This window comes from Labilibacter marinus (assembly GCF_001659685.2).
In the GTDB taxonomy this organism is placed as follows: Bacteria; Bacteroidota; Bacteroidia; order Bacteroidales; family Marinilabiliaceae; genus Saccharicrinis; species Saccharicrinis marinus.
The window spans coordinates 132132-157390 of sequence record NZ_LXYE02000019.1; the positions used below are offsets into that span (position 1 = coordinate 132132).

Here is a 25259-nt window from a genome sequence, read left to right on the forward strand (position 1 = left end):
ATTTACAAGATATTGCTAAGGCTAAAGAAATTTATAGCTTTATAGAAAAGAAACCATTGGCATGCGAGTAAACAAGACAGAAATTAAAGAATTAATAGAAAAGCAAATAGCTGTTGTTGAGCGAAAAATTGACTCGTTAAAAGATTTAACGCAAGCTATAGCCCCTGATGATGCTATAGGCCGAGTAAGTAGGATGGACGCCATCAACAACAAGAGCGTAAACGATGCTGCACTCAGACAGTCAGAAACAAAGCTTCAGAAACTACATTATGCTTTAGATCACATAAACGAACCTGACTTTGGGATATGCGTTAGCTGCAAAGGTGCAATTCAGCCAGGTAGATTGGTACTTATGCCAGAAAGTAGAAAATGCATAAAATGCGCACAAAAATAAATTTTACGATTTAATTCAGCCAAACCCTATTTATACCGTTTCTAATCTGATATCACTTCTCTCTTTTTTCCGGTAACCCCCTTTACAAACAACACATTCCTCAGTAATTAGCACAACACTTATAGCCACTTAATATGTTGTAGAATACATTTTTGAAGCCCTACATATTAAGCAATTTGTTTTAGTTTTGCAGCTCATCGAGAAATTAAAGAAAAATATCTCTAAATAAATTAACATGCAGTATAAAAGTGTAAGTGCAGAAGAAGCTGTAAAAGTAATTAAAACGGGAGACAGGATACATCTAAGTAGTGTAGCTGTTACTCCTCACAAACTAATTAAGGCCATGGTTGAACGTGGTCGTAACAAGGAGTTTTACGATGTAAAAATCCAACACATTCACATTGAAGATAAAGTTGATTTTGCTGATGCTGAATTCGAAGGAGTTTTTGTATCAGAACAATTCTTTGTTGGAGGTAACCTACGTAAGCAAACACAAGCTGGCTACGCGGATTATATTCCATCTTTCTTGAGTGAAACACAAAAGTTGATCCGTCAAGGATACCTTAAAGTAAATGTTGCTTTAATCATGGTTTCACCTCCTGATAAGCATGGTTTTGTTTCTTTAGGAACTTCTGTTGATGCTACTAAAGCTGCTATTGAATGTGCAGATACTGTGATTGCATTAGTTAATCCTAATGTACCACGCGCTTGGGGTGACGCTATCTTCCCAATGAACGAGATTGATTATTTTGTTGAAGATGATAGCCCATTATATTCGCACGACATGGGTGCATTAACTGATACTGATGTTGCTATTGGTAAAAATGTTGCTGAGCTTATTGAAGATGGAGCTTGTCTTCAAATGGGTATTGGTGGTATTCCAAATGCAGTATTAGCACAGTTAGGAAACCACAAAGATCTTGGTGTTCACACAGAGATGTTTGCTGATGGAATCCTTCCTTTGGTAGAAAAAGGAGTAGTTAACGGTAAGCGTAAGCAAATTGATCCAGGTAAGATGGTAGCATCTTTCTTAATGGGATCGCAAAAACTTTACGATTTTATCGATGATAACCCAATGGTTGCTATGATGGATGTTAAGCACACAAATAGTGTTGACATAATTCGTAAAAACCACAAAGTAACCGCTATCAACTCTGCTTTAGCTATTGATATCACTGGTCAGGTTTGTGCTGATTCAATTGGTACAACTCACTATTCAGGTGTAGGTGGACAAATTGACTTTATCCGTGGTGCTGGTTACTCAGAAGGAGGTTTACCAATTATTGCTATGCCTTCGGTTACTGCTAAAGGTTTATCTAAAATTTCTCCAATCCTTTTACCAGGATCAGGTGTTGTAACTACTCGCGCTAACATGCACTGGTTTGTTACTGAGCACGGAGCGGTTAACCTTTACGGAAAAACAATGCAAGAAAGAGCTAGATTAATCACCTCTGTTGCTCATCCAGATCACAGAGAAGATCTTGACAAAGCTGCTTTCGATCGTTTTGGTTCTCATTACCACTTCGTAAATAAGAATATTTAAGAATAAATACTCTATAGATTTTCAGGAGGTTGTTTTCCCTAACAACCTCTTTTTTTATGCCTTTTTTTCTCGTCAACCTCATTAAATCTCTTTCTTAAAATAGCATCTACGGTAGTAATATTTACTATATTTATGTAAATTACATCCAAAAACCTACTCCTATGCTAGTTAAAACCTTTGGCGCAGCAGTTACTGGTATCGATGCAGTAACCATCACTATAGAAGTCCACTTTTCTCAAGGTATAAAATTCTTTTTAGTCGGTTTGCCCGATAATGCTGTAAAAGAAAGCCAGCAACGTATTCAATCCGCTTTGGGTGTAAGCCACTTTAAATGGCCAGGCAAAAAAATTGTTATTAACATGGCACCCGCCGATATACGCAAAGAAGGCTCCTCTTATGATTTACCTTTAGCTATAGGCATACTTGCTGCCTCTAATCAAATTCCCTCCGAACTATTATCGGATTATATTATCATGGGAGAATTATCTCTTGACGGTAGTTTAAAACCAGTTAAAGGTGTACTTCCTATTGCAGTCAGGGCAAAAGAAGAAGGGTTTAAGGGCTTAATATTGCCTGTAGAAAACGCAAGAGAAGCAGCTGTAGTGCAAGGCCTGGATGTTTATGGCGCAGAGAACATTGAAGAAGTAGCCTCATTTTTAAATGGAGATTCAAAACTGGAACCCACTAAAGTTGATACTGAAGACGAATTTTATCAGCAATTATTAAATGATGATTTAGATTTTGTAGATGTAAAAGGGCAAGAGTCAGTAAAACGAGCGTTAGAGATTGCCGCTGCTGGCGGGCATAATTTATTGATGATAGGACCGCCAGGTGCAGGTAAATCAATGATTGCCAAAAGACTTCCTTCCATCTTACCTCCATTAAATTTAGATGAAGCTTTAGAAACCACAAAAATACATTCCGTTGCTGGAAAAATTCAGAATAACACTGCCTTACTTACTCAGCGTCCTTTTCGTTCTCCGCACCACACAATTAGTGATGTAGCTTTAGTTGGAGGCGGTAGTTTTCCCCAACCCGGAGAAATTTCGTTAGCGCATCATGGTGTTTTGTTTTTGGATGAACTACCCGAATTTAAAAGAACTGTACTTGAAGTGATGCGACAACCATTAGAGGATAGAGTCATTAGTATATCCAGAGCAAGATTTAGCGTAGATTATCCCGCCAGCTTTATGCTTATTTCTAGCATGAACCCATGTCCTTGTGGTTATTTTAACCATCCAGAAAAAAAATGCGTTTGTAGTCCAGGAGTTGTGCAGCGATATTTAAGCAAAATATCTGGCCCTTTACTGGATAGAATCGACCTACAAATAGAAGTAGTTCCTGTTCCTTTTAAGGAACTAAGCAACGCAACTTCCTCTGAAAAAAGTGGTTCAATCCGCCAAAGAGTGATCAATGCACGAAAAATTCAAAGTGAAAGATATCATGACATAAATAATGTATTCTGCAATGCACAAATGAACTCAAAATTGCAAAGAAAATTTGCCACACCAACAGAGGATGCTATGCAAATATTAAAAAATGCCATGGAAAAACTAGATTTATCCGCGAGAGCGTACGATCGGATTCTAAAAGTATCCAGAACAATTGCAGACCTAGAGCAAGCAGAAAAAGTTCAAGCACATCACATTGCTGAAGCCGTTCAATACAGAAATTTAGATAAAGCAGGTTGGGTTGGATAAAACAATTGCTGTTATCAAGGGTTAAACTAACTAATTAGCTATTTATGAGATTTTTTCGTGTACAACAGCATCAAGTAATCAATACTTGTATATTTTTGCAGCCACTTAAAAACTAAATATTAATATCATTATGGCAGACGAGTTTACAACAAACAGCCTGATGGACCCTATTGGAAGGTTAATGGGATTGCGTTATAAATCACATCCTTGGCATGGTATCAACATTGGTACCGAAGCTCCTGAAATTGTAACCACCTTTATTGAGGTTGTTCCTACGGATACCATTAAATATGAAATAGATAAAGAAACTGGCTATCTGAAAATTGATAGACCACAAAAATACTCTAACGTAGTCCCTGCCCTTTATGGATTTATTCCACAAACCTTTTGCGGCGACAAAATTGGAGAGTTTTGTGCGCAAAAGTCAGGTAGAGAATCAATCAAGGGAGATGGTGACCCATTAGACATTTGCGTTTTAACGGAAAAGGAAATACCCCATGGCGACATTATTGCCCACGCAAGGCCAATAGGTGGTTTCAGAATGATTGATGGCAATCAGGCTGATGACAAGATTATCGCTGTATTAAAAGGAGATATTTTATACGGCGATATGAAAGACATTGAAGAGCTACCGCAACTGGTTATAAATAGACTAAAGCACTATTTTTTAACCTATAAAGATATGCCAGGTTTAGATGCAGATTGCGAAATTACACATACTTATAATGCAGCAGAAGCAAAAGAAATAATTCAACTTGCGGCACAAGATTACGACTCTAGGTTTGACAGTCTGCGCACTGCACTTTCTAACTATTAGAACAATAAAAGACTACCTAGCTCTTAATCACAATTAAGAGTTTAGCTTCAATAAAATAACACTCCTTGCAACTTCCTTTTTATAGGATACTGTAAGGAGTTTTTATTTTCACCCAAAGTATAAACTGGCCTTCGCTCTTTACTTTAATGCAATTATTTCTTAACTTTTATACATTGTATCATTGTTAATTGGAGGAAGTAATTATGCCACTATCAAGACTAGAGTCCTTTTTAAGAAAAGAGGATGTTTCTTTTAACAAAATTGTACACCACAAAACTTATACTGCTCAGCACACTGCTGCAGATGCGCATATTTCAGGTAAGGAGATAGCCAAAACCGTTATCATGAAATTAGATGGGCAAATGTGTATGATTGTGTTACCTGGAGACATGCAAGTTGACTTTAACCTACTAAAAGAATCGACTGGAGCTAAGGATATTCGTTTAGCTTCTGAAATGGAGTTTAAAGATTTATTCCCTAATTGTGAAGTTGGTGCTATGCCACCATTTGGTAATTTATACGACATGCCCGTTTATGTTGCTGAAGCACTACGCGAAGATGTATTTATAGCTTTTAATGCAGGTACGCATAGCTTGTTGATTCAAATGAAGTACGAAGATTTTGAAAGACTTGTTGAACCAGCTATTATGAAAATTGCTTATCACGCCAGCTATTAAAAAACTAAATTTGAAGAGAAAAAGTCTTACCTGCTTAGGTAAGGCTTTTTTTAGTGCTATAAATCAAAAAAGCTGCTTCAACGTTTTGAAACAGCTCTTTTGCACTAGCAAAATCGAAAAGGGTAAAAAAATAGTAGTTATTTTTTAAATATCATTCTCATCGTTAAATTCCTCTATTACGTTTAGTAGAGTAAGTAACGACAGCTACACAAGTATGTTTTTCTTGATAGCGATACAAACAAACAAAACCTAAGTCCATTCTACAAATAAATGGTACAACACCTACCTAATCGGGCTTAAAATGGGCATTTAGGGACGAAATAATCATATGAGGGATTAATTTTTAAGATTGAAGATTCTAGAAAATGAATAAATTTTACCTTTTTAAATGGCTCAATTGATAATATTTATATTTACTTTCGTCGTTAATGGATTTAAACCAAAAAATACCAGCGTATTTAATATTAAAAAAGAACATCATTCGGCTGATTTTATTTACAGCTGGTTTTGCTTTGCTTTTTATCAATCTGTATTCTCCATTTGATGTTAGAAACTGGTTTGGTTTGGATTTAAAATCAGAAGAGTTATTCTTTTATTCCAGCCTAGTCATTCTTACAGGTGTACTTGTAGCGGTTATTTCTAGAGTAATATTATATCAATACAATAGAAAAGAAATCAGAACAAAGCTTTGGGCCTTTCTTTCTATCATTGGACTAGAGGTAATATCTATGTCCTTATTTTACACCATTTACGAATCGGCCTTTATTAAAAATGATAGTCGGGAGTTCTACGAGGTCTTTAAAGTTTCTTTTCAGAATACAACCTTGGTATTGTTATTACCATATGCTGTATTATGGCTCTACTTTTCGTGGCAGGATAAAAGCCACAGAATAAAGGAACTTACTGAATCGGACGAAGACTCTTTCAGAGATGGAAAAACAATGATTCCTTTTAAAGATGAAAAAGGAACCATGCGTATTTCATTAAAACTAGATGATATTCTTTACTTAAAGGGAGCCGATAACTACGTATCAATTTACTACAGCAGTAAATCATCTGTATCAACATTTCTATTGCGAAACACCATTAAAAATCTGGAAGAGCAGATTAAAGACCTACCTATTACACGATGTCATCGTTCCTACATGGTGAACTTCGAGAAAATAAAAATCATACGTCGCGATAAAGGAATACATGTATTAGAGATGGAAACTGACCCACCCATAGAAGTTCCATTATCTAAAACTTACATGAACGAAGTATTTCAACTTTTTGGAAATATTTAACTTGCGTAAGGCTTTACAAAAAATGTAAACACAATACATCCTACACAAAAATTAGCTAAACTTTCAAGCGAAGCAAAAACAATTAACATAGCTGCCAAATAATTAGAAACGATGGGAGCTCCGAATAAAGATAGCAAGGCGATAGTTATTGTAAATACAAAACCTAAACGGGCAGCAAATAGTTTAGGAGCTTTATTAATCTTTTTACCTTTAACAGGAAGCAGCTTACTAATTCTTTGAGCGGTCAATGCTAATAAACTATACTTCCCTTTACTAAAACCTCGTAAATAAAAATCTACGACTAAAAAAGAAGGCAAAACCACCCAACTAGTTAATACATATAATAATAATATGAATACTACCAAGCCTCCAACAATACGAGGTATATTTTCATCAATTTTATCAGGAGATATAGGACATACAATACTTTTCATATCTTATCATTTAGTTTATGTATGTATTAAACCAAAGTAATTAAAAAAAGTTCCATTCAATAACCCCATATATCCTATAGTTTTAGTATTTATTCTTTTAAATGCAACGCTGTTGCATTTAAAAGAATAAACTTATCTTTGCCTTCGAAGAATGAATAAGGCTTATGATTACAATTGATATCCATAAAATATTTAAGCATAAAAAAATAAAGATTACAGCTAACAGGTTAGATATAGCAAATATCCTTAGCAACTCAAAACACCCTTTAAATACGAAGGAAATTGAAAGTAAGCTAAACGAGCCTGATAGAGTTACTCTTTATAGAAATCTTAAATTACTAGTAGAACTTGAAGTTTTACATAAAATTGAAGTTAACGGTTCAACTGTTTCGTATGCCTTCAACCATAGTATAACTGATGTCAATAAAAATAAAGAGCATTTGCATTTTCATTGCAACATATGCAACAAAGTGATTTGCATGCCCCAACACAAAATAAACTCATACAATTTACCCGAAGGGTTTATTCAAGAAAAATGTAAACTAATTGTAGATGGCATTTGTAATATATGCAACAAAGAAATTAATAACACATCCACTATACAGGAATAAGAAATATAAAAAGGAATACTAATTATGAAGTACAATCAACTAAATATCATAACTGCACTCTCTTTAATTATCACAATTTTATTGGGAAGCTGTAACACACCTACAAATAAAGGAGATCATATTACCGTAAGCATATTACCACAAAAATACTTGGTCGATAAATTAATGGGGGATTCAATCTCGGTTAATGTTCTTATCCCTCCAGGTAGTAGTCCGGCAACATATTCTCCTTCACCTCTGCAGATTAAAAGTTTAAGCTCATCGAAGGTGTACCTACGTATTGGACATATTGGATTTGAGCAAGCTTGGATGGACAGAATAATAGATTTGAATCCAAATTTAAAAATTTCAGATACCTCTACAGGTATTGATTTTATTAGAGGCGAAGATCATGTGCATGGAGATCATGTGCACAAAGGTGGAATTGATCCACATGTTTGGACATCTCCCAAAACCATGCTCCAAGTATTAGAAAATACGACCGCTGCTTTAATAAAGAGCTTTCCAAAGCAAGAAGCAAGTATTCGTAAAAATAACCTAGAATTGAAAGGCACCATCCAAGCTATCAATGAGCAGTACATACAAAAATGCGATAGCTTTAAAAACAAGAGCTTTTATATTTTCCATCCAGCGTATACTTATTTAGCTCAAAACTATGGATTAAATCAAATATCGATAGAGCACAAAGGAAAAGAGCCAAGCGCACAGTGGATAAAGAAACTCATTGACAATGGGGAGCAATTAAACATCAAGGCTATTTTCATTCAAGAAGAGTTTGACAAGCGCAACGCAGAAATCATTGCCTCAGAATTAAACGTTCCGGTTATCCAGGTCAATCCATTGTCTTTAGAATGGGATAGCGAAATGACGGATTTATTAACTAAATTAGAAGGAGCACTTAACTAAGCATGAATTCACTCATTACTCTTTCGAATATTAACGCTGGCTACATGGCCAATAAGCCTGTCATTAAAAACATCCACTTAGATGTTAAAGCCAATGACTTTATCGGTATTATTGGGCCAAATGGTGGAGGAAAATCTACCCTGTTAAAAGTTATCCTTGGATTAATAGCACCTTATTCAGGAAGTATTTTATATAAAGGAACGAGTGACCATACCAACATAAATATTGGGTACCTTCCGCAGATAAATGCCAACGATAAGTCATTTCCGATTAAGGTTATAGATGTGGTTTTATCTGGGCTTATGGGATCTAAAGGATTTTTTGGACGTTACACTAAAGAAGAAAAAACAGAGGCTTTAAGATTGCTTCAGTTCGTAAAACTAGACCAACATGCGAATAATGCAATTGGCAAGCTTTCTGGGGGACAGATGCAACGCGTTTATCTTTGCAGAGCAATCATCAACAATCCTGAAGTTTTAATTTTAGACGAGCCCAATAACTTTGTAGACAAACATTTTGAAGCAGAACTATACGAGTTATTGCAAGAGCTCAATAAAAGAATGGCAATTTTACTGGTATCTCACGATATTGGTACCATCTCCTCATTTATTAAAACAATAGCATGTGTTAATGAAGAACTGCATTATCATAACAGTAATAAAATATCATCTGAAATTTTACAGACCTACAGCTGTCCCATAGAATTAATTTCACACGGCAAAGTACCGCACAGAGTTCTTCATAACCACTAAGTCAATATTCATGCAAGATATATTCAGCATATTTCAATATTCATTTTTTACCAACGCACTAATTGCAGGCTTGTTAACCAGTATTCTTGCTGGAATAGCAGGAACATACATCGTTTCGCGCAAAATTGTTTTCATTAGCGGAGGTATTACCCATGCCTCTTTCGGAGGAATTGGCTTAGCTTACTTTTTAGGATTAAACCCTTTTTTAGGAGCTGCAGTTTTTGCTATTCTGTCGGCTGTAGGTATAGAATGGACTACCAACAAAGCAAATATTCGAGAAGATAGTGCCATAGCCATTTTATGGTCGTTAGGTATGGCTATTGGAATAATTTTCGTTTTTCTAACGCCTGGATACGCTCCCAACCTAATGAGTTTTCTTTTTGGTAATATATTAACCGTATCTACCACTGATATCTTATATATGTTAGTTTTATGCATTATTGTATGCATTTGTATTGTGGTATTTTACAGACCTATACTCTATACCGCATTTGATGCTGAATATGCAAAAACAACACATCTTAATACTACTCTCATTAAATACATCACTGCTATATTTGTAGCGCTTACCATAGTTTTTAGCATTCGTATTGCAGGAATCATTTTAGTACTGTCTCTTTTCACCATTCCTCAAGCCACAGCGAGCATTTTTACTCATGATTTTAAGAAGATGATTTTCTTATCTATAGGGATTGGGTTTATAGGAATAAGTACTGGTTTAATTGGTTCATATTATTTTAACCTCCCTTCAGGGGCTATCATTATTTTTACTTTAATTTTAATATGGGCCTTGATTAAAGCTGGTGAAAAAATTAGGAATCTAATTAATGCAGATAATCCTTAAGAGATTCTCCAATTAATAAATCAATAGGTGTGGTGATTTTAATATTTTCACGATTCCCTTCCGTTAAAAAAACCTTGTTTCCTGCATATTCATATACACTAGCATCGTCTGTAAAAATGCTATTAAAGGGCTGGTTATACGCTTCCTTTAGTTTAGATAGAATAAAAACCTGAGGAGTTTGAACCATTTTATACCTTGTTCTATCTACGGCTTTATTCATGTTATCATCTACCTCACGAATGGATTCGAAGGCTTCGGTAACCGGGATAGCACTACCTTCCATTTCGGCAGTTTTGTAACAATTATCCAAAGTATTAAATGATACCAAAGGTCTAACCCCATCATGTACTCCAACCAAACACTCCTCCTCCAATATATCTAATCCATTATTTACACTTTCAAAACGTGTAGCCCCACCATTGGCAAGCTGAAGCGGAATATTAAAGTCATACTTTTGGCATAACTCATCCCAAAGGGTAAATTGATTCTTGGGTAAAACCAGAACAATTTCCATTGCTTCGGAATATTTATAAAATCGCTCTATGGTGTGCATAAGAATGGGCTTGCCACACCATTCTATAAACTGTTTGGGTAAATCGCTTTTCATGCGGGTACCGCTACCTCCTGCCACAATTACTACTGCTTTTTTCATTTGTCGTATTAGATAGGTTCATTTCTGAATCCTCAAAAATAACAAATACATTCTAAGCATATCATTAAGCTATCCTATTCTAATAAGATATTTTGCTTTTAGTGTATTTTCGTTTTAAATTGGTAAATACATTAAAAGCACTTAAGATATGGTACCTAAAGAAGTATTTGAATTTTTAGTAGAACTCAGTATTAACAATAATAGAGAATGGTTTCAGGATAATAAAAGCAAATATCAACAAGCCAAAGAATCGTTTGAAGAATATACTAATCAGCTAATCGGAATTATTCATAGTATTGATAAAACAATAGGGCATCCTCATGCTAAAGACTGTACGTTTAGGATTTATCGAGATGTGAGGTTTTCGAAAAATAAAGAGCCGTACAAAAATAATATGGGAGCATATATAGCACATGGTGGCAGGAAAAGCCCTTATGCCGGGTATTATGTTCATATAGAGCCAGACAATAGTTTTATGGGTGGAGGAATTTATATGCCACAGCCTGCTGTTTTAAAAAGCATCCGGGAATCAATTATTGAAAATGTAGATGAATATAAAGCTATTGTGGATGAGCCAACTTTTACAAAGACATTTCCTGAAATTTGGGGTGAGAAGCTTAAAACAGCTCCAAAAGGTTTTGATAAAACCGACCCCAATATTGACTTAATTAGGAATAAATCGTACGCTGTAACCATTAAGCTAAGCGATAAACAAATACAATCTAAAAGTTTAGAAGATAAAATTAAAACCACCTTCACCACCATGAAGCCGTTCAATGACTTTATGAATCATGCTGTAAAGAACAGCCTCTAGGAATAAAACAAAAGCGGGTTATCAATTGACAACCCGCTTTATTTCTTTAACTAAAAAGGAAAATCTTCCTCTAATGCTTTATGATTACTCTCTTCTTCTTTGGGCTTTTCTGCCATTTGATGCTCTGGGCTGCCTTCAATATAAATCGCTTTATGCGGATGGTCGACAGGACAAGGATGCTCACAAGCACCGCAGCCAATACATAAATCCTGATTCACTTCGGGGATAACCAAGCCATCTCTGTAAGGTACCATAACCACAGCTTTTGTAGGACAATGCTCTGAACAAGCACCACAATCGGTTCCGTCTCTGTGTACCACACAATTTCTTTTTACAAAAACAGCTTTTCCTAATTGGGTCAATTGCTTTTCCTCCATTGGGATAGGTAATATGGCGCCAGTAGGGCAAATCTCGCTACAGCGATTACAATCGAAATTACAAAAACCCGCATGTGCATAATCCATATGAGGCTGCATAAATCCCGCTAAGCCGTATTCGGTTATTGCAGGCTGAAGTACATTGGTAGGGCAAGCTGAGATACACAAACCACATGCTGTACACAAACTATTAAATCGTTCTAAACCTTTTGAACCTGGAGGTGTAACAGGAAATTCTCTTAATGCTAATTTGTAATCAGGTCTGTTTCCAAAACCACCATGCCTTTTGCCATGTCCATTACCATGTTGCGCTAGAATTGTAGTACTAGCCGTAATTGTTAATAAAGTAGCAATTGCTCCTCTTCTATCTATTTTTTTTTCACCCTCTGTAGGTTGAACGCTATTCTTTTTAAACGTAAGCTTGTTGTATCTAATGGCATCATCTTCGCACACTGGTAAACAGTTGTAGCAAGCTACACATCTAGAGTAATCTATTTTTTGCGTTTTTAGATCAATGCATTCGCTTTTACAAGCACTTGCACATTTACCGCACTTAGTGCAGCTATCCGTTAGAATATTTACTTTTAGCAAAGCTTTTTTTGACACCAACCCCAATAGTGTACCCACAGGGCATATCAAGTTACAAAACAGTCTTCCTCTTTTATAAGATAAGTAAGCGATAATGGCAAAAAACAGAATAACGTAAATCGTGATTGACCAAGGCGCTGTAATCAAATCGATTATATGTAAGGAATAAATCTTTTGACCTTGCAGAATACTAGCTATAATGTTATTTACCCAAACCACACCAGGCTTAAAAATGTAAGTAAAAATCCTTCCTGCATTGCTATATGGGTCTAGTAAATTGATGACTAAAGTAACGCCAAACAGGAAGCTTAAAATAGTTAAAGCCAATAAGCTATAGCGGATAATGGGATGAGCCTTCTTAAATTTAAATAGGATCTTTTTTTTATTTCTCTTGCGAGCGATATATGAAAAGAAATCTTGCAATATGCCTAAAGGGCAAATTACCGAACAATAAGTTCTGCCCAAAAAAAAGGTAAGTAAAATAATGACAATAAAGCCACTTGCAGATAAAGATAAAATCTGCAGAAACTTCAGGATTGAAGGTGCAAATTGAAGAAAGATAATATTGGATACTACCGAGTCAGGTAGCATCTCGTAAATATCGATAAACGAGAATAACGTAAAAGCAAAAAACAAGAGCGCCAGTATCACTCTTGTTTTTTTTAGCATCTTAAAATTCATCTACTAAATTTTTATTCTATGAATATTTAATTCACTTAAATTTTTATTACCTAAACCCATTTCATGGGCTATTTTAATGTGTCCTACCTCGTCAGGTTCCATTCCAAACATTTTAGTAGCTGCAGCATCAGTAGCCACAATATCGGTAGAAGCAATTAAGGCTTTTAGGTTCACAACATCAGCAGTAGATACGCCACGAGGACCATTTTTGGTCATCATATTGTAGCCATCAATAATGGTTAAATCGGGCTTGCGATAAGTAACAAAGTCGGCAATGCACTGATGCAAATCGTTGCTATGGTAAAATTTTCTATCCCAAATTACACCCATTAAGTTTTTCATACCCAAAGAGAGTTTGGTAGAAGCATGATGCTTTAATACAGGTACGTTAATAAAAACATCGGATGTATTTACTAAATCATGAACCTTGGTGTCCTTTAAGCTTTTTCCTTTAGGCACGTTGGCTTCTTTGTAATAACTCTCTGTATTACCTGGAACCATTTTTCCACCTGCTTCTTTTACGTACTTTTGAATTTGGCTATTGCTGTAGCATCTATCCCACTTATTACAAGTTTTATCGAAGACGTTGACCTCAGAAGCGCCTGCCTCAAAACAACGTTTTACAATATGACCAACTAACTTTGGATTAGTATTAGCTGCTCTTTCAGGCGGTGCATCCCATCCTATATTAGGTTTCACCAATACAGATTGTCCTTTAGAAACAAATTTATTCATTCCGCCTAAAGCTTCTATGGCTTTGTCAAACATCTCATCGGGCTCTCCACCTCTTACAGCAGCCAAGTCGGTTTTAGCATTTGTAGTATTTGCCATTAAAGAATCCAATCCTCCAAACACCGGACCAACACCTGTTAACAATCCTAAACCAACACCAGTCCTTAAAAAGTCTCTACGTTCCATATTGTAGTTGTTAAATGTTTTATTTGAATGGAAAGTTATGATTTTTATAGCAGTATAGGATAATTGGCAATTAATTTAAAAAGCGTATAAATAAAAAAGGGAGATGTATATACACCTCCCTTATCTTTTATGCTTTTTTCTTAAACGAAATTTCTTAGTACTCTTTTGTAGCAGTTAACGTTCCTTCTTCGTTATAGATTTTCCATACGCCCGATTTCTTTCCGTCCACATACACCATATCGTACCTTAGTGTGCCTTTTTCATCGTATATTTTCCATACACCATGCTTAATGCCTTTTTTATAGCTGGCAACACCAATCTTTACACCTTTTTCATTCCACGTTTCCCAAACACCGTCCATTTTGTTATTATCAAAAGAACGAATTTCTTGTTTTAACTTATTATCAAAATAATAAGTAGAAACGCCTTGTTTTTTTCCGTCAACAACAGCCATTTCAATACGCTTATTGCCGCTAGTAAAATACTCTACATAGGTTCCTGTGTAAAGCTCTCCTTCTTGGGTATAATATAACCCGTCTTCCTCGTTTAATACTAATTGTGCTTGGCCCGCAGTTACTAATCCTACTAAAACCAATAATGTCATCAATATTCTCATGGCTTCCAAATTTAAAGTGTTATACAAAGCCTCCCAACTTTACGTAGCACAAGGCTACGCTAACAAAAACTCGGTGTGTATCCATTTGTTAATAGCAAATTAACCTTTAATTTACATTCGATGCAAATTTCCAATGTTAAGTTTTAAAACAAATTCAACACCAAAACCATATCTTGTTAATAATCAATAAAAAAGCCACTCCTAAACAGAAGTGGCTTTTTATATACAACGTTAATCCTATGTTAATTCTTAAGCTTCATCTTTAATTTTAGCTTGTTTGCATCAGCTACTTTGACTTCCACTTTTTTAGACTCGACCTTTGAATAAGATACTAAATCGGCATTAACAGCGTAAGTACCTGCTTTAACATCATCAAAAGAAAAATTTCCATCAAAATCAGTATAAGTTTCTAAACCTGTACCTTCCAAGCTTACTAAAACACCTACTAATGACTCACCTGTTTGTTCATCAACAATAACTCCATTTACTGAAGTTGTTGCTGCAGCACTTGCAACTTCTTTTGTTTCTGCTTTGTTGGCTGACTTCTCACCTTTAAAACTATTTAAAGATACTACTGCTAAAACTGCTATAATTAAAACCTTGATTTTCATATTTTCTATTCTTTAGTGCCCAACAAGCTTTTAAAATTTTGCTAGACTTATTTTATTAAAATTTATATTCTTATTTCTTACACTACAAACATACAGCCCCTATGTTACCCAAATATTAAGGCCTCATTACAATTAAATTAATAAATTGTAAAGACTACCTTATCTAGTTATTCTCACACCATCTATAACATGTGTCGCCTCTAGTATCCATACGATAATTCCTCCCAAACTTCAATTTTATTATTTACTATACCTTTTAATTTAAACGATTTTTAGTTATCTTAAATGTATCATTTTCAAACCTTAAACCATGAAAAATTACATCAACGATTTTTTAAGACTATTCTTTCCTAGTGTTTGCTTAATATGTGGTAATGCATTACTCACTCATGAAAATTATATCTGCAGAAAATGCAATAAAGACCTCCCGAAATCTCACTTTCACTTAGCAGATAATAATCCCTTAAATCAATTGTTTTGGGGCAGAACCAATATTGACAAAGTAGTTTCATACTTATTATATACACATGGAAATATGGTTAAGCATATTTTGCATGCATTGAAATATAGAAACCAGAAAGAGCTTGGCTTTGAACTTGGAAAACGATATAGTCAAGAATTAGCCGAGATCAGTTATTTTGACGAAGTAGACTGGGTAATTCCTGTACCAATACATGCTAAAAAACTAGCCATAAGAGGATACAACCAAAGTGAGTGGATTGCTAAAGGTATTTGTGAAAACTTAAACGGCGAGATTATGCCAGATAATTTATATAAGAAAACTTTTACTTCCACTCAAACCAACAAGAGTCGATATCAAAGATGGGAAAACATAGAAAACACCTTTGACTTAAGAGATGCTAATGCTTTAGAAAACAAAACTGTTTTACTGGTAGATGATGTGCTAACAACAGGTGCCACTATTGAGGGATGCGCTAACACGCTAGAAACAATACCTGGCATAACCGTACATGTGGCAACTTTGGCCTACGCCACCAATTAAAAGAGAGTTCTTAAAGTTACAAGTCGATTCACATCAACTAATGACCAATGACTATAAACGAATCAACTATTAACACTATCTATTAAAGATATCTCCGAATTCGTAATAAATAGAAAAACTGGCTACATGATTATACTGCCCATATTTACCATCGCCCCAATGCGGAGGTTTTTGGTCATCAAAATCTCCTCCATATGCCTTTCTCACTCTGGTAAATGCATACGACCAACGTAAATTCATATACATTCTAGGATGAAATTGATAGTTAATTCCAGTAATACTAGAAAATTCAAAATCTTCGAATGGATATATAGATTCAGGTAATTCTCCATATTGGTCACCTTCGTAGGAATGAATCAATGAACCCAAAGAAACACCTGCTTCAAAAGAAAACTTTTTTACATGAATTTTGGCAATTATTGGCACTTCAACATATCCAAAATCAAGCTGATATTTTGTGTAGTCACCAATAGATTCGTTGGGATTATGCCTGCTCCCTTTTTGCTTATATACAATCTCAAATTGCGCACTCCACAATTCAGAAAACTCTCTTTCTACATATAAACCAGCAACTACACCTAATTTATTGAAGCCTGCGTATGTGTCTCCATCTACCTGACTAAAGGTCATTCCACCAACTGCTCCAGCCTTAAAATCTTGTGCCGAAGTATGTAAACTTGTTATAATAAGAAGTGCAATAAATAAGATGGTAATTTTCATAGTGTTGGTATATCAATTGTTTTAAAATAGCTTTTGGGTTAATTGTTCCATACCGACCGAAGCCTTTTCTGCTATAAAAGTAATATTTTCTTTTGGTGTAAACGCAGGACTACCTGGGTCTATTACATAAATAGGAATATTATTTTCGATATAACTTAAAAGACCAGCCGCTGGATATACGCTTAACGAAGTACCAACCACCAGTACAATATCCGCCTGACGCACCAACTCAATGGCATCGTCCATGGCTGGCACGGCTTCTCCAAACCAAACAATATGTGGCCTCAGCTGGCTTCCTTTTTCGCACACATCACCAAGTTTCAATTCCCAATGGTCCATTTCATACACCAAGGATTCATCCGCAGTGCTTCTTGCTTTTTTCAATTCTCCATGTAAATGAAGTATTTTGCTTGAACCAGCACGCTCGTGCAGATCATCTACATTTTGAGTGACAATTTCTACATCATACTTATCCTCTAACTTAGCTATTAATAGATGTCCCTCATTAGGTTCACATTCGAATAGTTGCTTTCGTCGTTGATTATAAAAATCCATTACCAACTGCGGTGAGTTCTCCCAAGCAATAGGACTCGCTACTTCTGTTACATCGTACTGTTCCCAGAGTCCGCCCATTTCTCTAAAAGTCATGATGCCACTTTCGGCACTCATGCCAGCTCCTGAAAAGACGACTATTTTTTGTTTATCCATGATAACATTAGTTTTTAGCAATTAGAATAATCACTTACGCTTTTACATCAAACCAGAATAGATTTAGATGCTTTAAAAGTATTCTATTCAAAATTACTTATCTCATTCAAAATAACCTTATTTTGGTAAATGATTACAACTATTTTTTGATATTGATGATGAAGGATTATATAAATACTTTGGAGATAGAATTTATGCGCTATGCAGACGAAGTAAATGCGTCGGCACAAAAAAAATATCTAAAAAATCAATTTGAATTCTTCGGTATTAAAACACCCCAACGCCGCGAGATTCAGAAAGCATTCTTGCATAAGGATTATCTTCCTCCAAAATTAGAGTTAGCCACTATACTAAAGGAGTGTTGGCAAAAACCACAACGAGAGTTTCAGCATTTTGCTCTGGATTTATCGTACAAATACCTAAAACAAATTGAGTTTAATGACATAGCGTTATTTGAATATCTGATACTAAATAAATCGTGGTGGGATACAGTTGATGGTGTTGCGCCTAAATTGGTGGCCGAATACTTTAAGAAGTTTCCTGAACAAAGAGATATGTACATAGATAAATGGATTAGTTCAGGTAATATATGGCTGCAACGCACTTGCCTAATCTTCCAATTGTTTTACAAAGATGAGTTGGATACAAAACTATTGGCATATGTAATTGAACAGTTATTAGGCACCAAGGAGTTTTTTATCAACAAGGCTATTGGTTGGATTCTACGACAATACAGCCGAACGAATCCGCAATGGGTACTCGAATATGTCGATAAAACAGCACTTGATCCCTTGAGTCGCAGAGAAGCGATAAGGTTAATGCGCTAAAGCATTATAATTTCTTCAATTCGTCCAATACATAATCCTTTTTCCTGCGAGAAACGGGAACCGAAGAATCATCCGTCATTTTTAAATAACCGCCATCAGACTTAATAAAGGCACTAACCTGAGTCAAGTTAACCATATGCGTTTTATGTGTTCGAATAAATCCATAGCCTTGCAAAATCTCTTCAAAATCAATGAGTGGTTTTGATACCAAATGCTCTCTCCCGCAGCTTAAATAAACGCGTGTATAATTGGCTTCGCCTTTACATTGAATAATGTTTTTCACCTCCACGTAATCTATTTTATCCGAAAACGGAAGGGCTATCTTTTTGTTTTCCGCTTTAAGTTCCTTGTTTTGCATAAACTGATCTAAACGAAAATCCTCTTCCTCCTTATAATTCAAAAATCTATCTACGGCCTCTTTTAGCTTTATGGCATCAATGGGTTTTAGTATATAATCTAAAGCAGAAAACCGAATGGCCTGAATGGCATATTGATCGTACGCCGTAACAAAAATGATTTGAAAATCGGGTCGCTTAAAAAACTCCAACACCTTAAAACCATTGCCTCCAGGCATTTCTATATCCAGAAAAACTAGATCTGGACTGTGCTCTTTAATGGAATCCACCGCAGCAATAGCACAATCTGCCTCAGCCACCACATCCACCTCAGGACAATATTTCTTTAATACTCCGCGAAGATTCTCTCGTCCATTTATTTCATCGTCAACGATGATAGATTTTATCGTTTCCATCATATTCTTTTTACAACTCACCCTGAAAGCAATGCTCTACTCCTCTGAAAAACAAATCTGAACTTTTGTTCCGAGTGCTTTTCCATTATCATCTTTTAAATCCTCAATTTGCATATGGTAAGCGGTTCCATATTTATCGGCCAGTAAATCTAAACGTTCCTGACTAAATTTAATACCCTTGCCATTGGATGTTTTGGGTTTTTCCCGTTCAGTATTTCTGCCAACACCATTATCTGTTAACGATACACAAATGATATCCTCTTGTTCTTTGTTAATTTTAATTGCTAGTTTGCGTTCTCCTTGTTTTGGCGCAAGACCATGCAGTATGGCATTTTCAACTAAAGGTTGGAGGATTAACGGCGGTATAAATACGGAATAAGCATCCACAAGCTCATCCACATCCACAATAAAATCAATATCAAATCGCAGCTTTTCCAAGTCCACATAATTATGGATAATTTCTAATTCCGTTGCCAGGGAAATTTCTTCTTTCTCACTATTTTTTAATACACTCCTAATCAGCTCTGCAAATTTTGAAAGATACTGATGCGCCTCATCGTTTTGTTTTTTCTGCACCAGATTTTGGATAGAATTCAAACAGTTATACATAAAGTGCGGGTTCATCTGTGCACGAATGGCAGTAAGCTCTAGCTCTCGGACTTTGGTATTAATGGCGGCTTCACTAATTTTTCTCTTGGTACGACGACGGTATAGACCCCATGCAATAAAAACAACAACTAGAAGAAATACAATTATGCTTAATATGGCTTTTAGAATACGGATGGTATACTCAGGGTCTTCTATTTTTGCCTTTCCTTTTATGGAATCAAATAGTAAGTTAGGTTGCTTTACTAGTTTAGATATACCAGGTGCAAATATCTTAACAAGAGTTCCATTCTTGTCAATAATTTGGCTTTGAGGAGTCCCTTTATAAAGAAAGCTATTCCTTAATAAATATTCATCTCTATTACTTGCAATTAATTTTGTGCCATCTACCTTAAATTTTTTCACATATTCTCTTACGGAAGGATCATCTCCATTAAGAAAAACATACAAAAATTCGATATTTTGGCCTCCGAATAAAGTCTTTAAGGTATCCCTATATTTTTCGGCAGATGGTTTAAAAAAATCAGATTCAATATCGCAAAAAGATAAGTATACCGCTTTATCTCTAAAGTCGGATAACTTTATCTTGTTACCATCAATATCCTCCATTGAAAAGTTGTAGGCCAGTTTCCCTACTCTAGAATTTTGTGCATTTTCAAAGGCTTGTGTTAATATTATAGCATTTTTTGAATTAGGATATTCCTCCATAAAACGATTGTAAAGTTGAGTGTAGGTATTAACGCTTCTATGTTTAATGGCACCCGATACGATTTTGTATTTAAGGGTGTGTTGAGTCATTCCACTAAAGAACTTTGAACTGTAAGCATAGTTAGCTTGATGCCAAAAATCATATTTATTACCAACCCATGGATCTTGGACATTTCCTTTTCCAGAAGCTTTATACGTTTTCTTTACAAAATGAGAAAAGACGTATTTCCATAGAAAACGATCATACCCTTCGAAAAAGGACATCAAATCATTATCAAGGTGGATCCATTCTTCAAATTCAAGATATTCTTCTGGAGCAGATTGCTTTCCACTCCCTTTTAAAGCAATAGAATTAAGGACTTCTTTTGATAGCTTAAAACCTATTAAACTACTAACTCCCGTTGTTATTATTTCATAATATTCAGCAAGATATACTTCAGGAGCTAATTGTGTTTTATACAGATTAAGAAATTCTATTCGCTTATCGATATACTCTTCCACTTTGCTTTTAAAACTCATATAAGACATATCCATATATTGTTTGGTATTTTCATTTTGAGAAGTAAAAGGAAGCTTTTCTTTTTTATTAAGAAGAGCAGCATTAAAAAAGTAATTAACATGATTACTACCAACTCCATTTGCTCTTATAGTTTTATTGAATTGGTTTAAGTCAGCCGTTATATATAAATCGTCACCTGGTAGTACATAAAAGTTGGCATCCCTCTTATGAGTGAACTTAACTTTTTGAATTTTATCGACCTGAAATTTTAACTCAAAAGTTCCATCCGGATTTATGTTGCTTATTACTTGCATTATATCTTTCGTAGCTGGATTATCACTAAACCATTCAACAACTACCTTTTCACCCATCTCAGGATTAAGTATTTTCCCCTTGATGGTCACATTAGGATTGACGAAGGTTGTATCTTTCTCCAAGAAATTATGAACACATTTTGTTTGATGACTTTCTATTAAATTAGGAAGAAATACTTGTTTGTTTATTATATGCTTTTGACCGTTTAAATCATAAGCATCCGTTTTCTCGATAATAATCCCTGTTAAAGGATCTATCGTATATTCAACCCTATTTATGGCCTGACCAGTTTGTTCCTTTTCTAAAAGTGTTATATAGTTCTTGTTAATTTCGGTAACTATAAGTTCATTTTCCTCGATGGTAATTTGCTCATTTACATGAAGGTTTTTAGGAGTTTCTAAAAGTGGAAATTTCACTGCTTTTACAATATCAGATTGTATAGAAACCTTCATCTCTGGAAAAAGGGTAATCAAAGAATCCTTTATTTCAACATTTGAAATTATTCCTGCAAATGACATATCAAACTTGATGGTATCTAACTCCGCTATGGTGTATTTATTCTTTTTGTATTTTCGTTTTGAGTTTTGACTTAATTCTGAATGGTTTGCTGAAGACGAAAACCATTTATTACTTTTTATACTCTTATGCCTTTGGTATGAAAAAATTGTACTATCAGAATATTGAACTTTATAGTGGTTATTATAAACATCTAATATTTTGTAGGTAGAATAGGAGGTATACAAACCTTCCGTTTGCTCAGTTTCATTTTCCCAATTTTCATAAGTACTAGTTTTAAACGTGTACACACCCCCCTTCTTCAGCCTCTGCTGGCTTTTTAATTGAGGAATTATAGAAAGTAGAATTAAAATTAGCAATACTCGATTCATAGCTTTGGATTTATCGTTTGAAGATAATATTGTTTAACGAGTATGAAAATAAGGGCTTGCAATCATTATTTATTGCTTAAATGTATAAGTGGTGTAAGTGAGTTATTTTGCGGTAAAATTATAATCCTTAAAACAAAAAAAGGGATAGGTGCCGCAGACACACTATCCCCAAACCTAAAAAAATCCACACAATTATTTTTGGCTTAAATCCTCTTTGTCCGAAACCAGTAGCTTTGCTATTTCTTTTTCGAACTGATACATATTAAAGTTATCATTCAGCACCTTACCATCTTTATCAATAACCACATAACGCGGAATGCCATTAAACTTAAATAACTGACGCAAATACAAGTAATCATTATTGCTTATGCGATATGTATTTATCAAATCTTGCTCCTTCACAAACTTATCATACTTGCTTAAGGGCGTACTTCTATCGTTGGTAATAAACACAAAGTCAACATCTGGATTGCTTGCATATTGCTTGCGCGTTTCTTTCATTCGTTTTATGCCACTTACACAAGGTCCACACGAAGTTGCCCAAAAGTCAACCACCAATACTTTACCTTTATGTGGCGCTATTATTTTATTGAATATATCCGCAGCCTTTCCTTGTGGTAAAGCGTATGCATTAGCATTGGCTCCATCATAAGTACGGCTATAAAGAGCATCTCCTGTAGAAACTAAATAATCATTATCAATATTTTGTTTTAATTCGCCCCATAATGCTTGAGCATTGCTAGCATTTATCTGTTTAAACTTATACTTTAAGGTTCGTAAGGTAGCTATATCCAACACTAAATTATCTTCAGCACCATATTGCTCGGTCATTTCAATTTTAGCCAACTCCCACATTTTGTCAGAAACCTTATCGTAATGGGCAATCGCCATTGTATTCCATGTAGAAAAGCTATCGCTATACCTATCTTTTAACACAGAAAAACTTATCTGCATGTCCTTTAAGTGCTCCATTTCTTCAGGAGTCTTATCTTTTTTTTCAGCTAATTCTAAGTAGGCTCTATCCTCTTTTGATAAAAGCACTTCATTTTTTAAGAGATACTCAAAAAATCCTAACTCCAAAGGATACTTTTTCGCGACTTCATTTCTATGCTTCATTACCAAGTTGGAATACTCAAAACGATTGATAAAAACTTTAAACTTATCGCTAATTATTAAGGATTGATCATTTAAAGGAACATTACCCATAAAGTCGTAAAACGAATCGGGCAAAGGCTCCTGTAGTTCTTTGTTTTCTTTATCTTTACGTGCCTCCATGCTTCTGCGCATCTCTATATCAAGCATTGCTTCGGCATGGGTTAATATAATTTCGTTTCGTAAAATAGTATATGTTTTTTCCATATTTATATTCCACATTTTACCGTAATACTTCAGCTTAGCCATCTCCATATCCTTTTGCTGATTATAAAGAGCTACTTTTTCTTCAAGGCTCATGTTCTTTTTCATGTAGTAATACTTATGAAAATGCTTGCCCTCAAACTCAAATCGCAACAATTGGTTGTTCACCTTAGCCAACTTGCCTTTATATCCCGTGTCTGGAAAATGATAATCTTTATGCCTAAAGCGATCTGCATTTAAAAAGTCTTCCCAATTAAGTATCATACCTAAAGTTTGTCCTGGCTCTAAATAAAATGGGATTGATTTTCTATCAAATTGAATATTAGAATACAAAGGTGAAATTAAAGGTATTTCTACCTCAAAACGACCATCTGGCTGAACCTCAACAACCATTGGGTAATCCTCTCTAGTTAAGTAATTACTTAAATATATAACCCCTGTTGTAAGTTTTGATTTTACCGAATAGCCTTTAATATACCCTACAATCCTGCCTTTATCTTCGGTAAAAAAGTTATCCGATTTAAAATCCTTAAGCGCTGCATTACTGCACTTGTCTACCTCTTTATTTAACCAAGTATTTATTTCCTCAGGAAGTAAAGAGTAATATGGTCGCAAGCCAGCTTTCTTTTCATCCAAGGAAATACCAAAGATATCCTCATCAAAATTAAACTGCTTGGTTTTTTTAATTAACGGCGGAAATATTAGTACTACAGTGCTGTCTCCAGAAACAGGCATAGAGAGGCGTTCGCCAAACTCAGCTCCTTCAACCGACTTTATGGTATATGTTTCCTTGTTTTCCTCATCAATAAGTTTCATCTCATCATTAATCACCACCCACCAATTAGGTAAGAATCTACTCTGAAGGTGAACTCGTGTTTCTTCTTTTGATAATTCAATTTTAGATACGTTGTAAATACCCGACTTTTTAAACTCATAATAAGGGTTAACAATGGTTTTGTTTTTTTGTGCCAGCATACTTGCCGACATCAGCACAACAAGGGCTGTTAGAATTAGATTTTTCATGGTTAAATAATTTGATTAAAAAATAATCAGGGAAAATGCTTTTAAACAATTATTTCCTTCGCTCACCTCTAAATCTCCTAAAGGAGCCTCGTGCGCAGATCCCTTTAGGGAATAAAAGGGTGTGCAAAGGCAAATGAAAGGTGTTAGAAAACTATAAGCGATTTCCCTGTAGTTATGGTGATTTTAATTATTTTCCTCTTTATTTTTTGTCAGTATTTTAATAGAAGCTTTAAATCCAATACCCATAAAAATAAGAATTAGTCCAAAACACAAGCAGCTCCAATCTTCAGAAGGCTCTCTAACAATAGCGGATAGCACTACCTGGAAAATATTACCTAATACAAATCCAAACCCACTAAAATAAAAGAGCTTTTGTAAGATATTTACCAAATCTATGATTTGTGGGTCACTACTAATTTGTTCTTTGGAGAGAAACTTATCTCTTAAAAAATTGACAATAATTACGAAAACATATACCAAAATTACGGCAATAACTATTTTCATAAAGATGCTGGCGTAAAAAGCTAAATAGACGCTTTCTGGGTTAAAAGAATGGGTATTCATGGTTTGTTAAATTATTTGTGAGTTAAAAATATATAGAATTAAATTATGCCAATAAGGGTTTCCGACAAACG

Annotated in this window: 25 protein-coding genes; 13 read left to right on the forward strand and 12 right to left on the reverse strand. The window is 34.9% G+C overall.

From position 1 onward, the window contains the following. The first annotated feature begins 61 nt into the window (after positions 1-61). The 6 genes from A8L32_RS08595 to A8L32_RS08620 all read left to right on the forward strand — a co-directional run bounded on the left by A8L32_RS08595 (position 62) and on the right by A8L32_RS08620 (position 6417). Positions 62-394, forward strand: coding sequence for a TraR/DksA family transcriptional regulator (locus A8L32_RS08595; protein ID WP_075590378.1), 333 nt, complete (start codon positions 62-64; stop codon positions 392-394). Between the two features lie 235 nt (positions 395-629). Continuing rightward, on the forward strand, positions 630-1937 hold the full coding sequence (locus A8L32_RS08600) for an acetyl-CoA hydrolase/transferase family protein (RefSeq protein ID WP_075590379.1): 1308 nt from the start codon (positions 630-632) through the stop codon (positions 1935-1937). Between the two features lie 161 nt (positions 1938-2098). Continuing rightward, on the forward strand, positions 2099-3637 hold the full coding sequence (locus A8L32_RS08605) for a YifB family Mg chelatase-like AAA ATPase (RefSeq protein WP_075590380.1): 1539 nt from the start codon (positions 2099-2101) through the stop codon (positions 3635-3637). Between the two features lie 130 nt (positions 3638-3767). After that, on the forward strand, positions 3768-4454 hold the full coding sequence (locus tag A8L32_RS08610; protein ID WP_075590381.1) for an inorganic pyrophosphatase: 687 nt from the start codon (positions 3768-3770) through the stop codon (positions 4452-4454). A gap of 203 nt (positions 4455-4657) precedes the next feature. Then, positions 4658-5131, forward strand: coding sequence for an aminoacyl-tRNA deacylase (locus A8L32_RS08615; RefSeq protein WP_075590382.1), 474 nt, complete (start codon positions 4658-4660; stop codon positions 5129-5131). Positions 5132-5559: 428 nt separating this feature from the next. After that, positions 5560-6417: a LytR/AlgR family response regulator transcription factor gene (locus A8L32_RS08620; protein ID WP_075590383.1), complete on the forward strand. Its 858-nt coding sequence runs from the start codon at positions 5560-5562 to the stop codon at positions 6415-6417. Here A8L32_RS08620 and A8L32_RS08625 read toward each other — a convergent pair. Further along, positions 6414-6851 carry a DUF4395 domain-containing protein gene (locus tag A8L32_RS08625; protein WP_075590384.1) on the reverse strand — a complete coding sequence of 146 codons (438 nt, stop codon included), beginning with the start codon at positions 6849-6851 and terminating at the stop codon, positions 6414-6416. The two genes, A8L32_RS08620 and A8L32_RS08625, sit on opposite strands and share 4 nt — an antisense overlap. Before the next feature lie 164 nt (positions 6852-7015). Between A8L32_RS08625 and A8L32_RS08630 the strand changes: the two genes are divergently transcribed. The 4 genes from A8L32_RS08630 to A8L32_RS08645 are packed head-to-tail and all read left to right on the forward strand — an operon-like array spanning position 7016 to position 9964. Next, positions 7016-7462, forward strand: a complete 447-nt coding sequence (locus tag A8L32_RS08630; protein WP_075590385.1) for a Fur family transcriptional regulator — start codon at positions 7016-7018, stop codon at positions 7460-7462. 24 nt (positions 7463-7486) lie between these two features. Continuing rightward, positions 7487-8368 (forward strand): metal ABC transporter solute-binding protein, Zn/Mn family, encoded by an 882-nt coding sequence (locus A8L32_RS08635; protein ID WP_075590386.1) that lies wholly within the window; start codon positions 7487-7489, stop codon positions 8366-8368. 2 nt (positions 8369-8370) lie between these two features. After that, positions 8371-9120 (forward strand): metal ABC transporter ATP-binding protein, encoded by a 750-nt coding sequence (locus A8L32_RS08640; protein WP_075590387.1) that lies wholly within the window; start codon positions 8371-8373, stop codon positions 9118-9120. Between the two features lie 10 nt (positions 9121-9130). Further along, positions 9131-9964, forward strand: coding sequence for a metal ABC transporter permease (locus A8L32_RS08645; protein WP_075590388.1), 834 nt, complete (start codon positions 9131-9133; stop codon positions 9962-9964). On the opposite strand, the gene A8L32_RS08650 is transcribed toward A8L32_RS08645, so the two are convergent. Then, positions 9945-10616, reverse strand: coding sequence for a 2-C-methyl-D-erythritol 4-phosphate cytidylyltransferase (locus A8L32_RS08650; protein WP_075590389.1), 672 nt, complete (start codon positions 10614-10616; stop codon positions 9945-9947). The genes A8L32_RS08645 and A8L32_RS08650 overlap by 20 nt on opposite strands. A gap of 148 nt (positions 10617-10764) precedes the next feature. Here A8L32_RS08650 and A8L32_RS08655 point away from each other — a divergent pair, with 148 nt between their 5' ends. Then, positions 10765-11430 (forward strand): DUF2461 domain-containing protein, encoded by a 666-nt coding sequence (locus tag A8L32_RS08655; RefSeq protein WP_075590390.1) that lies wholly within the window; start codon positions 10765-10767, stop codon positions 11428-11430. Between the two features lie 50 nt (positions 11431-11480). Here the strand turns inward: A8L32_RS08655 and A8L32_RS08660 are convergent, their stop codons facing one another. The 4 genes from A8L32_RS08660 to A8L32_RS08675 form a co-directional block, all read right to left on the reverse strand. Next, complete coding sequence (locus tag A8L32_RS08660; RefSeq protein ID WP_083631234.1) at positions 11481-13076, reverse strand: 4Fe-4S binding protein; 1596 nt, start codon at positions 13074-13076, stop codon at positions 11481-11483. A 3-nt stretch (positions 13077-13079) separates the two neighbouring features. After that, positions 13080-13994: a DUF362 domain-containing protein gene (locus tag A8L32_RS08665; protein ID WP_075590391.1), complete on the reverse strand. Its 915-nt coding sequence runs from the start codon at positions 13992-13994 to the stop codon at positions 13080-13082. Between the two features lie 154 nt (positions 13995-14148). Beyond that, positions 14149-14610, reverse strand: coding sequence for a toxin-antitoxin system YwqK family antitoxin (locus A8L32_RS08670; protein ID WP_075590392.1), 462 nt, complete (start codon positions 14608-14610; stop codon positions 14149-14151). Positions 14611-14852: 242 nt separating this feature from the next. Then, positions 14853-15221, reverse strand: coding sequence for a carboxypeptidase-like regulatory domain-containing protein (locus A8L32_RS08675; RefSeq protein ID WP_075590393.1), 369 nt, complete (start codon positions 15219-15221; stop codon positions 14853-14855). Positions 15222-15531: 310 nt separating this feature from the next. Between A8L32_RS08675 and A8L32_RS08680 the strand changes: the two genes are divergently transcribed. After that, positions 15532-16224: a ComF family protein gene (locus tag A8L32_RS08680; RefSeq protein WP_075590394.1), complete on the forward strand. Its 693-nt coding sequence runs from the start codon at positions 15532-15534 to the stop codon at positions 16222-16224. 75 nt (positions 16225-16299) lie between these two features. Here A8L32_RS08680 and A8L32_RS08685 read toward each other — a convergent pair whose 3' ends face one another. Both A8L32_RS08685 and A8L32_RS08690 read right to left on the reverse strand, forming a co-directional pair. Continuing rightward, the gene (locus A8L32_RS08685; RefSeq protein WP_075590395.1) at positions 16300-16944 is read right to left on the reverse strand and encodes a porin family protein; all 645 of its coding nucleotides are present in this window, start codon (positions 16942-16944) and stop codon (positions 16300-16302) included. Positions 16945-16965: 21 nt separating this feature from the next. After that, on the reverse strand, positions 16966-17652 hold the full coding sequence (locus A8L32_RS08690) for an SIR2 family NAD-dependent protein deacylase (RefSeq protein ID WP_075590396.1): 687 nt from the start codon (positions 17650-17652) through the stop codon (positions 16966-16968). 155 nt (positions 17653-17807) lie between these two features. Here A8L32_RS08690 and A8L32_RS08695 point away from each other — a divergent pair, with 155 nt between their 5' ends. Next, positions 17808-18479: a DNA alkylation repair protein gene (locus A8L32_RS08695; RefSeq protein WP_198931745.1), complete on the forward strand. Its 672-nt coding sequence runs from the start codon at positions 17808-17810 to the stop codon at positions 18477-18479. 4 nt (positions 18480-18483) lie between these two features. Here A8L32_RS08695 and A8L32_RS08700 read toward each other — a convergent pair whose 3' ends face one another. The 4 genes from A8L32_RS08700 to A8L32_RS08715 form a co-directional block, all read right to left on the reverse strand. Further along, positions 18484-19230, reverse strand: coding sequence for a LytR/AlgR family response regulator transcription factor (locus A8L32_RS08700; RefSeq protein WP_075590397.1), 747 nt, complete (start codon positions 19228-19230; stop codon positions 18484-18486). A gap of 36 nt (positions 19231-19266) precedes the next feature. Next, positions 19267-22245, reverse strand: a complete 2979-nt coding sequence (locus tag A8L32_RS08705; protein ID WP_075590398.1) for a histidine kinase — start codon at positions 22243-22245, stop codon at positions 19267-19269. Between the two features lie 192 nt (positions 22246-22437). Further along, a complete protein-coding gene (locus A8L32_RS08710; RefSeq protein WP_083631236.1) occupies positions 22438-24624 on the reverse strand; it encodes a TlpA family protein disulfide reductase in 2187 nt (728 codons plus the stop codon). Positions 24625-24807: 183 nt separating this feature from the next. Beyond that, on the reverse strand, positions 24808-25188 hold the full coding sequence (locus A8L32_RS08715; protein WP_075590400.1) for a hypothetical protein: 381 nt from the start codon (positions 25186-25188) through the stop codon (positions 24808-24810). Between the last annotated feature and the right edge of the window lie 71 nt (positions 25189-25259).

Coding starts and splice junctions, on each gene's coding strand:
- A8L32_RS08615 (WP_075590382.1), top strand. CDS start 4,658: ATGCCACTATCAAGACTAGAGTCCTTTTTAAGAAAAGAGGATGTTTCT.
- A8L32_RS08700 (WP_075590397.1), bottom strand. CDS start 19,230: ATGGAAACGATAAAATCTATCATCGTTGACGATGAAATAAATGGACGA.
- A8L32_RS08705 (WP_075590398.1), bottom strand. CDS start 22,245: ATGAATCGAGTATTGCTAATTTTAATTCTACTTTCTATAATTCCTCAA.
- A8L32_RS08685 (WP_075590395.1), bottom strand. CDS start 16,944: ATGAAAATTACCATCTTATTTATTGCACTTCTTATTATAACAAGTTTA.
- A8L32_RS08595 (WP_075590378.1), top strand. CDS start 62: ATGCGAGTAAACAAGACAGAAATTAAAGAATTAATAGAAAAGCAAATA.
- A8L32_RS08655 (WP_075590390.1), top strand. CDS start 10,765: ATGGTACCTAAAGAAGTATTTGAATTTTTAGTAGAACTCAGTATTAAC.
- A8L32_RS08600 (WP_075590379.1), top strand. CDS start 630: ATGCAGTATAAAAGTGTAAGTGCAGAAGAAGCTGTAAAAGTAATTAAA.
- A8L32_RS08610 (WP_075590381.1), top strand. CDS start 3,768: ATGGCAGACGAGTTTACAACAAACAGCCTGATGGACCCTATTGGAAGG.
- A8L32_RS08650 (WP_075590389.1), bottom strand. CDS start 10,616: ATGAAAAAAGCAGTAGTAATTGTGGCAGGAGGTAGCGGTACCCGCATG.
- A8L32_RS08660 (WP_083631234.1), bottom strand. CDS start 13,076: ATGAATTTTAAGATGCTAAAAAAAACAAGAGTGATACTGGCGCTCTTG.
- A8L32_RS08695 (WP_198931745.1), top strand. CDS start 17,808: ATGATGAAGGATTATATAAATACTTTGGAGATAGAATTTATGCGCTAT.
- A8L32_RS08680 (WP_075590394.1), top strand. CDS start 15,532: ATGAAAAATTACATCAACGATTTTTTAAGACTATTCTTTCCTAGTGTT.
- A8L32_RS08715 (WP_075590400.1), bottom strand. CDS start 25,188: ATGAATACCCATTCTTTTAACCCAGAAAGCGTCTATTTAGCTTTTTAC.
- A8L32_RS08645 (WP_075590388.1), top strand. CDS start 9,131: ATGCAAGATATATTCAGCATATTTCAATATTCATTTTTTACCAACGCA.
- A8L32_RS08675 (WP_075590393.1), bottom strand. CDS start 15,221: ATGAAAATCAAGGTTTTAATTATAGCAGTTTTAGCAGTAGTATCTTTA.
- A8L32_RS08710 (WP_083631236.1), bottom strand. CDS start 24,624: ATGAAAAATCTAATTCTAACAGCCCTTGTTGTGCTGATGTCGGCAAGT.
- A8L32_RS08625 (WP_075590384.1), bottom strand. CDS start 6,851: ATGAAAAGTATTGTATGTCCTATATCTCCTGATAAAATTGATGAAAAT.
- A8L32_RS08630 (WP_075590385.1), top strand. CDS start 7,016: ATGATTACAATTGATATCCATAAAATATTTAAGCATAAAAAAATAAAG.
- A8L32_RS08640 (WP_075590387.1), top strand. CDS start 8,371: ATGAATTCACTCATTACTCTTTCGAATATTAACGCTGGCTACATGGCC.
- A8L32_RS08670 (WP_075590392.1), bottom strand. CDS start 14,610: ATGAGAATATTGATGACATTATTGGTTTTAGTAGGATTAGTAACTGCG.
- A8L32_RS08635 (WP_075590386.1), top strand. CDS start 7,487: ATGAAGTACAATCAACTAAATATCATAACTGCACTCTCTTTAATTATC.
- A8L32_RS08620 (WP_075590383.1), top strand. CDS start 5,560: ATGGATTTAAACCAAAAAATACCAGCGTATTTAATATTAAAAAAGAAC.
- A8L32_RS08690 (WP_075590396.1), bottom strand. CDS start 17,652: ATGGATAAACAAAAAATAGTCGTCTTTTCAGGAGCTGGCATGAGTGCC.
- A8L32_RS08665 (WP_075590391.1), bottom strand. CDS start 13,994: ATGGAACGTAGAGACTTTTTAAGGACTGGTGTTGGTTTAGGATTGTTA.
- A8L32_RS08605 (WP_075590380.1), top strand. CDS start 2,099: ATGCTAGTTAAAACCTTTGGCGCAGCAGTTACTGGTATCGATGCAGTA.